The 12,927-nt window shown below is 34.9% G+C and carries 6 protein-coding genes; all 6 read left to right on the top strand.

Annotated features, from left to right (window positions below; genetic code table 11):
• Positions 1-6: 6 nt before the first annotated feature.
• The 6 genes from V6246_RS00880 (at position 7) to V6246_RS00855 (ending at position 12,681) form a co-directional block, all read left to right on the top strand.
• Positions 7-1,308, top strand: coding sequence for an alpha-L-fucosidase (locus tag V6246_RS00880; RefSeq protein WP_341558559.1), 1,302 nt, complete (start codon positions 7-9; stop codon positions 1,306-1,308).
• 13 nt (positions 1,309-1,321) lie between these two features.
• Positions 1,322-3,430, top strand: coding sequence for a right-handed parallel beta-helix repeat-containing protein (locus V6246_RS00875; RefSeq protein ID WP_341558558.1), 2,109 nt, complete (start codon positions 1,322-1,324; stop codon positions 3,428-3,430).
• Between the two features lie 607 nt (positions 3,431-4,037).
• Entirely contained in the window at positions 4,038-7,133 is a 3,096-nt protein-coding gene (locus V6246_RS00870; RefSeq protein WP_341558557.1) for a SusC/RagA family TonB-linked outer membrane protein, read from the top strand.
• A 16-nt stretch (positions 7,134-7,149) separates the two neighbouring features.
• The gene (locus tag V6246_RS00865; RefSeq protein WP_341558556.1) at positions 7,150-8,826 is read left to right on the top strand and encodes a RagB/SusD family nutrient uptake outer membrane protein; all 1,677 of its coding nucleotides are present in this window, start codon (positions 7,150-7,152) and stop codon (positions 8,824-8,826) included.
• A 133-nt stretch (positions 8,827-8,959) separates the two neighbouring features.
• The gene (locus V6246_RS00860) at positions 8,960-10,414 is read left to right on the top strand and encodes a sulfatase family protein (RefSeq protein WP_341558555.1); all 1,455 of its coding nucleotides are present in this window, start codon (positions 8,960-8,962) and stop codon (positions 10,412-10,414) included.
• Positions 10,415-10,605: 191 nt separating this feature from the next.
• Positions 10,606-12,681, top strand: a complete 2,076-nt coding sequence (locus V6246_RS00855) for a T9SS type A sorting domain-containing protein (protein ID WP_341558554.1) — start codon at positions 10,606-10,608, stop codon at positions 12,679-12,681.
• Positions 12,682-12,927: the final 246 nt, after the last annotated feature.

Raw genomic sequence — 12,927 nt, 5'->3', positions numbered from 1 at the left:
GAAATGATGAAAAAAATAGGACTAATATGTTTATTTGGTTTAATACTATTTAGTGCAAATGCACAAAAAAAGTATGCGTATGATATGCCAGAATATACGCCTACTGCGGGTAACTTAGAAGCTCGTGAGGAATTTCAAGATATGAAATTTGGAATGTTTATTCACTGGGGAGTTTACAGTATTTTGGCTGACGGAGAATGGGTGATGTTATTAAAAAAGATTCAAAAAGATAACTACAGTCGTTTAGCCGATTTTTTTAATCCTCAAGAATTTAATGCTGAAGAATGGGTTAAAATAGCAAAAGATGCTGGTATGAAATACATCACCATTACATCGCGCCACCATGATAGTTTCAGTATGTTTGATACAGATGCGAGTGATTTTAACATTGTTGATGCCACACCTTACGGAAAAGATCCTTTAAAAGAATTGGCAGAAGCTTGTAAAAAAGAAGGTATTAAACTAAACTTCTATTATTCTTTATTAGACTGGAGACGTGACGACTATAAAGATGGTAAAAAAGGAGATGCAGAAGCTTGGAATAAATATGTAGCTTTTATGAAAGCACAACTTACTGAACTGCTTACAAATTATGGCGAAGTAGGCTGTATTTGGTTCGATGGTCACTGGGATCAAAAAGAAGCTAACTGGCATTATGACGAAATTTACTCTCTAATCCATGAACTTAGTCCAAACACTTTAATAGCAAACAATCACCATATTCAACCCATTCCTGGAGATGATGTTCAAACTTTTGAGCGTGATTTACCTGGTGAAAATCACGGCGGATTTAACCATGGTGTAGAAGTAAGCCAATTACCATTAGAGTCTTGCGCTACAATGGCAGGAAAATGGGGTTACAGCATTTATGATAAAAAGTTTAAATCTACCAAACAACTTATTCACTTTTTAGTAAAAGCAGCAGGTAAAAACGGAAACCTTTTATTAAACGTTGGTCCAATGCCAAATGGTAAAATTCAACCAGAATTTGTTGATACTTTAGGCGAAGTTGGAGAATGGACTAGTAAATACGGTGAAAGTATTTATGGAACACGTGGTAACGTTACAGGTTCTCAAGATTGGGGAACAATTACTAAAAAAGATAAAATACTTTACGTGCACGTTTTAGAAGCACCTTCGGAACCTTATATTTTTATATCTGAATTTACCGAAAAAATTACTTCTGCAACTTCATTTGATGGGAAAACAAAAATTAAATTCAAGCAAATGAAAGAAGGAACTTTTCTTTATCCTGGAAAAGATTTCGATGCTAGTATCGATGGTATTATCAAATTAAAATTGAAATAAAATTCTAAATTGTATGTTTAAAAAAGGATTGTTTTTTTTCATTTTAATAGTTCTTTTAACCTTTAAACTTCAGGCGCAGGTTACATTTTATGTTTCTACCGCAGGAAACGATTTAAATACAGGCAGTCAATCGCAACCTCTTGCTACATTGCAAGGGGCTCGCGATGCCATTAGAAACTACAAAAATAAAAATGGTATAAACCATAGTTTTGAAGTGCTTATCGAAACTGGAAATTACCTCATGAAAGCGCCTTTGGAACTCAACGCTATGGACAGTGGTTCATCTAACTTTCCAATAATCTACAAAGCAGCAAAAGGAGCAAAACCCGTTTTTAGCGGTGGAAAAAAAATAACAGGGTTTAAAGTTAATTCAAATGGACTTTGGGAAACACAAATCCCAGAAAGCTACTACTACAAATGGAAATTCGATCAACTTTATATTAACCATAAACGAGCGACTTTAGCTAGAACACCTAATCAAGGCTTTATAAAAATTGATACGGTAACGCAAACTATTTGGAAACACGGTACATCTAAAGTGGCCGAAAAAGCAGAACAAAGCATTTTCTTTAATGCAAAAGATATCAGAATACTTTCAGAAATTAAACAGGAAGAAATTCACAATGTACGTTTTAAAGCATTCCATAAATGGGATTATACCTTACGACATATTGATGCCATAGATACCGATAGTTTAAAACTTATTACTTCTGGTAAAGGTATGAAGCCATGGAATCCTTTAAAAAAGGATAGACGCCTCATTTTTGAAAACTATGAAGCTGCTCTAGATTCTGTGGGCGAATGGTATTTAAAAGATAACGGCACTTTATTATACAAACCGCTAGAAGGCCAAACTATAGCAAACACCGAAGTTATTGCTCCCGTTTTAGAAAATCTTATATCTATTTCTGGTACGCCTAACGATAATGCAAAACACATTACTTTTGAAGGCTTAACTTTTAAACATGCGCACTACAAAATTCCGGTTACAGGTTCGGAACCAAATCAAGCTGCAGCAATACTTAATGCCGCTATTTTAGTGAAATACTCAAACCATATTGAGTTTTTAAAATGTGAAGTTTCGCAAATTGGTCAGCATGCCATCTGGCTTGGAAAAGGTACCACATATTCCAAGTTAGAACACTGTTATTTGCATCATCTTGGTGGCGGCGGTATCTATTTAGGCGATTTTAAACCTCTAGATGGTAAAGCGCATACTAACCATATTTCCGTAAAGAATAATATTATTCAAACTGGTGGCCAAGAGTTCCCTGCTTCGGTTGGTGTATGGGTTGGCCATAGTGCCGACAATACCATTTCTCATAACGACATTGGGAATTTCTATTATACAGGAATTTCGGTAGGTTGGGTTTGGGGCTATAAGCCTAGTTTAGCAAAACGTAACACTATTACTTATAACCATATTCATCATATTGGTTGGGATTTACTTAGTGATATGGCAGGTATTTATACCTTAGGCGATTCCGAAGGTACACAAGTTACCCATAATGTTATTAATAATGTTCACGCCTATTCTTATGGTGGTTGGGGTATGTATGCCGATGAAGGGTCTTCTGGAATTACCTTTAAAAACAACTTAGTTTACAATACTAAAACGGGCGGATTTCAGCAGAATTACGGAAAAAATAATACAGTTAAAAATAACATTTTAGCCTTTGCAAAAAAGTATCAATTGCAATGTACTATTTCTGAAGATCATAAATCTTTCACCTTTACAAATAACATTATCATTTTTAAAGAAGGCCTTGTAGCAAAAGGTGCTTGGGACCATGTTAATGCCAGCATGGATTATAACATCTATTGGAATATTAATGGTGGCGATTATAACTTCAATAATCATAATTTTAAAGGATGGAAAAAATTAGGCTTCGATAAAAACAGCCACATTTCTAATCCGTTTTTTAAAGATGCTGAAAGTTTTAATTTCAACTTCAAAAAAAATACCACTTACAAAAAAATAAACTTTAAGCCATTTAACTATTCCGAGGCTGGCGTTTATGGAAGTAATGACTGGATTGAAACATCAAAATTACCTCAATCTATTACAAAAGCCTTTGATGCCGCTGTTGAAAAGAATATGAAAATGAAGATTAAAAGATAATGGAATAACACCGTTAAAGTAATAGTCTATTGTAGTGTAAAACGACATCTTTTTAGCACTACAAGCATTATAAAATTATTAGTAAAAAACCTCAACTATTTTAGATAAATAGTTGAGGTTTTGTGTTTGTTTTTAAGTGAACATTTTACGGTTAAAAAGCGGCCCGATTACAACCTAACCATTCATCTAAAATCTTAAAATAAAAGCTCCTCATTTTCTATTGAAATCGACTGCATCAAAACAAAAATAAATTCTTTCAATTATTAACAAGAATTATTTTCAAAAACAGCTCCTTTTTCAAACTACCTTCTAAAACAAAAAATAATCACACCTTTATATCAATTCAAAAAAACACCACACAAACAAAAGACTACCAACGAGTTAATTACTAAAAAAGAGATTAATTATTTTCAATACAACATTCAAAACACTAAAACAAGATATTCCTTACAAAAGGCAACAGGATAGTACAGGATGGAAAAACCGTGGTATTAGGATAAATTTATAGTCTAGTTTATTTAATAAAAAAACTCTCATTTCCAAACATTAAATAAGCAAAAAAAACAACCAATTTAACTAAAGAAGTATCACAATTAAATCAAGATTTATGAACAAAAAATTAATGTTATTTTATGTTTGCTTAATGTCTTTTACATTAGCAAATGCGCAATCGATTACAGTCTCCGGATTAGTAACCGATACACAAAATATGACTCTACCCGGAGTTAATGTTTTAGTTGAAGGGAGCAACACTGGAGCTCAAACAGATTTTGATGGAAAATATAGTATTGCCGCAAAAAAAGGAGATGTACTTGTGTTTTCTTACTTAGGTATGAGAACAGCTAAAGTTACTGTTAGCTCATCTTCTGAAATCAATGTTTCATTAGAAGAAGATATTGCCGGACTAGATGAAATTGTACTTATTGGTTATGGTACAGCCAAAAAGAAAGACATTACAGGCGCTGTTGAGCGGGTTACATTAGAGGACTCTCCTATCTCGCTTTCTTCTAACACAAATGTTTTACAAGCCATTAGAGGTGCTACACCAGGTATTAATATTGGTGCACAAAACTCTGCAGGAACAACACCATCTATTTTAGTAAGAGGACAAAACTCTATTAATGGTAATAACGATCCTTTAATTGTATTGGACGGTATTGTGTTTTTAGGAAGTGTTAATGACATAAACCCTAACGATATTGCATCTCTAGATATACTAAAAGATGCTTCGGCTGCTGTTGTTTACGGATCTCGTGCCGCCAATGGTGTTATTTTAATTAATACTAAAAAAGGTAAAACAAGTAAGCCTGTTATTAATTTCTCTACCTCTACAGGTTTTAATACTTGGCAAGATCAACCCGATTTATTAGATAGAGATCGTTATTTAGAGAAATACATAGCACAACAAAACATCGGTTCTATAGATGATATTGTTTGGGAAGAAGAATATAGAGGTGTATTACAAGACGAAGGTGTAGATACAGATTGGCTAGATTTAGTTTCTAGAAACGGACAAATACAGAAACATAATGTTTCTATTTCTGGAAGATCTGACAAAGTTAATTATTTCATGTCTGGAGGTTATGAAGAGCAAGAAGGTGTTATTATTGGCGACCAATTTAATAGAATTTCTGTAAGATCACGTTTACAAGCAGATATAACAGATTGGTTAGAATTAGGTCTAGACGGATCATACACAAACAGTGATTTTTCGGGTGTAACAGCCGACGTAGGTAGAGCATTTCAAATAGCTCCAATTGGTTACCCATACCGTTACGATGGACAACCTTTTAATACAAGCTCTAACACCTCTACAGATTTAGAACGTTACCCAACGGCTAACAATGTACCTAACCCACTTTGGGGTACCGATGGAACTCAAGAAAATTTTGATAAAAGAAATTATTTTAGACTTGCTGCTAATGCTGTAGTCAAAATACCTTGGGTAAAAGGATTAAAATATACACTTAATTATTCATTAAGTCAACAAAACAGGAGTGTAGATCAGTTTCAGTATGAAGATTATTTTATAGCACTTCCTTCAGAGAATACGCCATATTTTGATCGATATTCTCAACAATCTATACAAGCAAACCTATCTCAAGCTAATGGTAGCAACTCTAGATATACCGATAGAAACTATGTGATCGATAATATTATTAGTTACACCAACTCTTTTGGAGAACATAATATTGATGCCACTTTTGTTGCAACACGAGATTACAGAGTAAACGACCTCTCTACCGTATCAGGAACCGATTTTGCTGCACTTGGTAACACAACATTAGGTGTTAAAGGTGTGCCTTTCGCAACAACCGTTACAAATTCTTATAGTTTAGCAGAAAGATCTAACGTTGGTTATTTAGGTCGCCTATCATATGGTTATGCTGGTAAATACAACTTAACAGGATCTGTTAGACGCGATGGAGCTTCCGTTTTTGGAGCCGATAGAAGATTTGGCACATTCTGGTCTGTTGGAGGCGCATGGACAGTTTCCGAAGAAAACTTTTTAAAAGATAATTCCGTTTTAAATTATTTAAAAATTAATGCTTCTTACGGTTTAAATGGTAACCAAGGTTTAGATCCGTACGAAACACTATCACCAGTAAGTGCAGGACAACCAGGTAATATTAGATATTCATTTGGAGACGATCCTTCTGTAAGTCAATTTGGTATTTCGCAATCTGGTCTTGGTAATCTCGAATTAGGTTGGGAAGAAACTACATCATTAAACTTAGGTGTGCATACAGCGTTTTTAAATAACCGTATTTTCTTTGATGCCGATGTTTATTTCTCACAAACTCGCGATCAAATTTTTAATAGAGTAATACCTACTACAAGTGGATTCTCTAGCATATTAGCTAGTTTAGGGCAAGTAGACAACCGTGGTCTAGAAATGACTTTACGAACTAAAAATATAGATACCGAAGAGTTTCAATGGACTTCTACACTAACCTATTGGAATAACAGAAACAAAATTGTTACGCTTTACGGAGACGATATAGATGGAGATGGTCTAGAAGACGATGATATTTCTAACAGCTTATTTATTGGTAAATCTTTAGGTGCGCAATATGGTTACGAGTACATTGGTGTTGTACAAGAAAGTGACACACAGTACATCGCAGATAATGGAGCACAACCTGGAGATCCAATGTTTAGAGATTTAGATGGTGAGGTTGGTATTACTGGTGATGACCGTAAAATTCTAGGGTATAATGTACCTAATTTCAGAATGGGTTTCTCTAACACATTTACTTACAAAAACTTAAGTTTATACATGTTAGTTAATGGCACATTTGGTGGCGGAAGTGAAAACTACTTTATTGGTGCAAACCCTAGAAGTAATTCTTTTCAAAACCGATTTGATTTTAACGATATAGAAAATGGAGATTGGTGGACACCAGAAAACCAAAGTACCACTAACCTACGTCCAGATTTTAATGATAGTCGTTATAGTGGTTACCAATCTAGAGGTTTTGTACGTGTACAGAACGTAAACTTATCTTACCAATTTGATCAAAATATTTTAGACAAATTAAACGTAGGCATTCGTTCTTTAAACCTTTACATAAGTGCCGACAACCCATTAGTTTTTACAAATTGGTTTGGTGGTGGAGATCCAGAAAGAGGAATTGCAGCATTAAGCGGAACGTTCCCTGTTATGAGCGCTTACACTTTTGGAGTTAACCTTAGTTTTTAATTTTAAAAAAAATATCATGAAAATAAATTATATAAAACAATTACTATTACTATCCCTGGTGGTTTTAACTACGGGTTGTAATGATGCAGAATTTTTAGACACGCCGCCAGAAACCTTTTTAACGGTAGATAATATTTTTACTTCAGGTACTCAAGTAGATCAGGTATTAATCACCATGTACCAACAAGATCGCGCCTTAAGATCGTATGTAGATAATAACCAAGGTCGTGTTATGCATGGCCAAGGTACAGATGTTTTAACCGTGCCTACTTTTAGAGAAAACACGAATTTTAGTGATTACAACTCTACAATTACACCAAGAGCAGGACGTTTAAACACGATATATTCAGAGCTTTATCAAATGATATCGCGAGCAAACCTTGTGCTTTCTTTAGCAGAACAAACCGATATTACTTTTGAAAGTGAAGACGCTAGAAGTTATATCATTGCACAAGCCAAATTCTTTAGAGCAAAAGCACATGGCCAAGCCGCACAATTATTTGGTCGTGTTGCTATTGTAGACGAACCAACAACTACCGTTAGGTTTGATTATGAACAAGCTGAAAGAGCCGAAATTTATCAATTTGCTATCGATGATTTAGAATCTATTTTAAACGATTTACCAGAAATAACAAGCGAACCAGGACGCGTAGTTCGTGGTGCTGCACAGCATTATTTAAGCGAGTTTTACCTAGGTGTTGGTATTGAGAATAATGACAACCTTGCTTATGATCAAGCCATAAAATATGCTTCGGATGTTATTGATGGTGGTGTCTATTCTTTAATGACAAGTCGTTTTGGTTCTAGAGCCGATGAGCCTGGAAAAAACGTGTACTGGGATTTATTTAGATTGAACAATCAAAATTATGCCGATGGAAACACAGAAAGTATCTGGACGCATCAATTTGATTATGAAGCTTACAAAGCTGGAGATAATGGTGCCAGATTACGTTACCCTTATTATTTTAGTCCAGTGTGGAGAGCTATAGAAGGTGTTATAGGCGAGCTAGAAGATGTTGGAGGAAGAGGCGTTGCTTTCCTTAGACCTACAGAGTTAACAGAAACCATTATTTGGGAACCTAGCATTTCTGATGGTGATATGCGTGGTGAAGAAAGTAACATTAGACGTACTGTTTTATACAACGACCCTAGTGCAGCTAACTTTGGACAAGTAGTACCTCAAAACGTTTTAGATGAAGCAAACTTAGGCTTAGCCGATGGCGCATATTTCCCAATTTTTGAAAAGTTAACTACAGATCAATTTGAAGGTCTAGATGATGGAGAACGCAGAGAAGATATATGGAGAGATCGTTATGTAATTCGCTTACCAGAAACTATTCTTTTAAGAGCTGAAGCACACTTAAGAAAAGGAGATACTCAATTAGCTGCCGATGATATTAATTTAATAAGACAACGCGCAAATTGTAATGTATTAGCAACTGCTGCTATGGTAGACATAGATTTTATTTTAGATGAAAGAGCTAGAGAATTATTTGTAGAAGAAAGTAGATGGAACACACTATTACGTATGGGCGGCAACATTGCTTCAGATCGTATTAGAAGATATGCTAGATACGATTATCAAGTTAACAGTTTAACATTCGACTTTAATACATTCCCTATTCCGCAAACGGTAATAGACCGTAATAAAGATGTTATTTGGGAACAAAACCCAGGTTGGGAAGGCAGATAATTATCAGTACATTTTAAATAGTTAGTTTTAGAAACATCCGGTAAATATCATTTTTATCGGGTGTTTTTATTTTAAAAATTTTAAATTTAAACCTCAATCAAATTTAACCTAGCAAAAACACAACAAGTAAAAAATGAAACACTCCTTATGCATTCTTTTAACACTTATATTATTATCCTGCAATTCAAAATCTAAAAAGCAAGATATTCCTTCCGAAGAAAAACAACCCAACGTCCTCATTATTTTAACCGACCAACTTAGAGCGCAATCTACAAGTTATGCTGGCGACCCTAATGTAAAAACGCCACACCTCGATAATTTAGAAGCTATAAGCGTCAACTTTAAAAATGCTGTATCTGGCATGCCAGTTTGCACACCTTTTAAAGCCTCACTTATCACAGGCCAACGGCCAATAACAAATGGTGTATTTGTAAACGATGTACAACTAGACACTAATGCTGTTTCCATGGCAAAAATATATAATAAAGCAGGTTATCATACCGGATTTATTGGCAAGTGGCATATCGATGGGCATGGAAGAGAAAGTTTTATTCCACCCGGAAACAGAAGACAAGGCTTCCAGTTTTGGATGGCTAACGAATGTACTCATAATTACAACAGTTCAACCTATTATGATAACGACGACCCAACACCTAAAATATGGGATGGTTATGATACCTTCGAACAAACAGACGCAGCGATTGATTATATGAATTCAAAAAAAGAAAATGATAATCCTTTTTTATTAATGCTCTCTTGGGGAACTCCCCATAACCCTTATGGTTCTGCTCCAAAAAAATATAGAGATATGTTTAATCCGGACGACATGAAATTACGTCCTAATGTACCAGAAAACATAGCAGACAAAGTAAAGAAAGATATAGCAGGTTATTATGCACATATTGTTGCGTTAGACGATATGGTTGGGAAATTAATTCAGAATTTAAAAGACAACAACCAATTAGACAACACCATCATTGTATTTACATCCGATCATGGCGATTTATTAGGTTCACAAGGGGCTTATAGAAAGCAACAACCTTTTGATGAATCGGTTAGAGTCCCTATGCTTGTTCACATTCCTAAATCTTTAGGTATAAAGCCAGGTAAACGTCAAGCTATTTTAAATTCCGAAGATGTTCTACCTACCCTATTAAGTTTATGCCACATCAATATACCAGAACCTATTGAAGGTATTAATTACAAACCTTATATGCAAGGTAACGATGATACCGTTGGTAAAGAAACCATAATAACTTGTGTGCACCCCTTTGGAGAATGGAACCGACCAAAACGCCACGGTAGAGAATACCGAGGTTTAGTGACTCAAAAATATACATACGTAAAAGATTTAAATGGGCCTTGGCTCCTATTCAATAACATAGACGACCCTTACCAAATTAATAATTTAGTAAACCAAGCCGAGTTTGCCACACTACAATCCGATTTAGACAAACGATTAATGGCACGCTTAAAAGCTAATGACGATCAATTTTTACCAGGAGCTCATTATATAGAAAAATGGGGCATTGAAGTGGACGAATTAGGTACAGTTCCTTATAAAAAACATTCAATTAAGGCGCCTTAAAACCGTCTTAAAAATCGAACATCAAAAATCTCACATAATTATTTTATGTGAGATTTTTCATTTTAAACACCACTCCTATTTCATTTCATCTTACTATTCATTACTTTTACCGACTGAATATCAGTTGCTTTTGGTTAGTTTCATTTTTAATTATAAAACAGTATCTGCTTTTCATAAAATCCCAATTCACCATGAAACACATTATACTCTTAGCGATTTTAACATGTTCCTTAAATTGTTTTTCTCAATTTGGAGCAGATTATTCTTCTTACGGATTCAATTTTGTTAACGATACTTATAACGACGGTTTAAAAAACTGGACAGGCACTAATATCAACGATTCTAGTAAATTCAATCTATACAAACAAGATGCTCAAAACAACTATGCACTAGAGTTAAAACCTGTAAACGAAACGTTAAGCATCAATTACAACGATTTTGGCTACATGGATTTAAACCCATGTGCTTTTAAAATAAACATCAGGGTTAGAGTCAATCAATATTCCGGAGACACCGATAAACTCAGCTTCTCCCTTTTTACGGGTGCAAAAAAAGTAGAACTACAATTTACTTCATCGGGCATATATTATGCCAACAGCACAAACACTTTAGAGTTTATTACCTCAGCGCCTACAATAAACCAATGGATAACCTATTCTCTGGCCTTAGATAGCTGTTCTAGTAGTGCAACACTTATGCTAGAAAACGATGCCGCAAACGCATTCACGCTCAATTTACCAGATAATACCACGGCACAAAACATAAACCTCGAAGCTTTTACAGATAGTAACACAACGTTTGCATCGGAAATAGACCATCTATTCATTTACAGTAACCCAATAAAATGGTGGCTTGGGCCTTCTACCCCATTTGTAGACGATACGCCTGCTGGCTATACCAATACTACAGGAGACAGACAGCATTTTTTAGCCTTACCAAATGGCGAAAAAATTGGTTTAAATGAAAACGGTGGCGGCTACATTACCTTTACCGAATTAACACCTGGTGGCCCAAATCTAGATCCGTTTCCTAAATTTGGTTCTGGAGGCACAAAAACCCTTAGAGGCTATTTCCATACCAGTAACTTTAACCCAGTGCAAGCAGGAATTTCTAGTACATCGGGTGGGCATTTGGCTAATATAAATACTACAGCCAATAAAGTTGAAGTAGAGCGTTTTCCGTTGCACTCTTATATTCAAGATGATTTTACCGAAAACACACCTTTAGTTTACCCTAATAATGAAACGCTTGGAGATGAAAACGATCCTGCCATTATTGATGATGATGTTTACGATGAGTTCGGGCTCGATATGAGGCACGAGTTAATGTGCGAATTAGATTTTAACACCTCTATAGAAAATGTAACTAAAACCGGCAGTATATCTACCGTAAGGCACATTGCAGAATGGGAATATATACGTCATCCATCATTTATTCTTCAATTTCATGAAGTAAGTGAGAATGTGCGTCCAGATTTTGAAACCTTTACAGGTGCCAATAACGATATGGGCGAAATGCGACATAAATTTGAGTTTAGACTAAACAAAGATTTGGGTTACCAGTGGATTTTGTGGAGAGACTCCAATAACGCCTGGCAATCGTTAAATGTAACAGCCGTTGGCGATTCTAAAAAAATAACAATACGCACCAACACCGCTTTAGAAAAACGTTTTTTAGTGTTTTCTACCTCATCAGATCCTGATGCTCCGGGAGCCGTATCTTGGTTTTATCCAGAAAGTGATTATAACACCAACAGTACTTTAGGAAAAAGCAGAATCGATAAAACGGTTAACTACACACACGATAGAAGAACCTCTGTAACCATAGTTGCCGATTGGAGAAAAACAAATTGGTGCAGAATGAATTTGTATATAAGAAATGAAGGCTTAATTGCGCCATCTAACGGCGACCCCAATATATATGAAGCTTTCCAAATGGAAGCCTTACAGCTATTTGGTACACCTAACGAGATACTAGATGAAGTGATGGCTTATGATGATACTTTAGTTACCAACGCTATTGAACAGAATACTGCCACTCAAATTTTCCCTAATCCGTTTGCTAATAAACTAACCATTACTGGGAAAAATTTACTAAATAAAGAAGTAAAATTATACTCTATGTTAGGCAGAGATATATCCAATGCTGTTGAATTTATATCTCGCTCTAACACTAAAGTTGTACTCAGAATAAATAATTTAAATTCCGAAACTTATTTCTTGAAGGTAGGAAACACCACAAGAATGATAAATAAACTTGAACGCTAATTACCTTGCCATTCAAGTGTATTTACAATGAAGCTGTTTATTTTTTGCTTGCTTTTTTAGCCAACTTTGCAGCTTTTTTTTCTTTAGGCGTTAATGTTGCCTCTTTTTTTACATTCTTTTTTGAATCTTGCGATTTAGCCATAACTTAATGTTTTAAGATGTTTTAATTGTGGATTAAATGTAGTGAAAAGGATGATATGAAAATTTTATTACCGCTTTCTTTTATAAAAATTAGCCATTACGTCT

The sequence above is a fragment of the Algibacter sp. TI.3.09 genome, from assembly GCF_038154905.1.
Taxonomy (GTDB): domain Bacteria; phylum Bacteroidota; class Bacteroidia; order Flavobacteriales; family Flavobacteriaceae; genus Algibacter.
The sequence above is the reverse complement of the archived record's forward strand: the minus strand, read 5'-3'. Positions and strand labels throughout refer to the sequence as shown.

Excerpts from the sequence above, each read along its gene's own strand:
- V6246_RS00870 (WP_341558557.1), top strand. The coding sequence starts at position 4,038 with ATGAACAAAAAATTAATGTTATTTTATGTTTGCTTAATGTCTTTTACA.
- V6246_RS00865 (WP_341558556.1), top strand. The coding sequence starts at position 7,150 with ATGAAAATAAATTATATAAAACAATTACTATTACTATCCCTGGTGGTT.
- V6246_RS00855 (WP_341558554.1), top strand. The coding sequence starts at position 10,606 with ATGAAACACATTATACTCTTAGCGATTTTAACATGTTCCTTAAATTGT.
- V6246_RS00880 (WP_341558559.1), top strand. The coding sequence starts at position 7 with ATGAAAAAAATAGGACTAATATGTTTATTTGGTTTAATACTATTTAGT.
- V6246_RS00875 (WP_341558558.1), top strand. The coding sequence starts at position 1,322 with ATGTTTAAAAAAGGATTGTTTTTTTTCATTTTAATAGTTCTTTTAACC.
- V6246_RS00860 (WP_341558555.1), top strand. The coding sequence starts at position 8,960 with ATGAAACACTCCTTATGCATTCTTTTAACACTTATATTATTATCCTGC.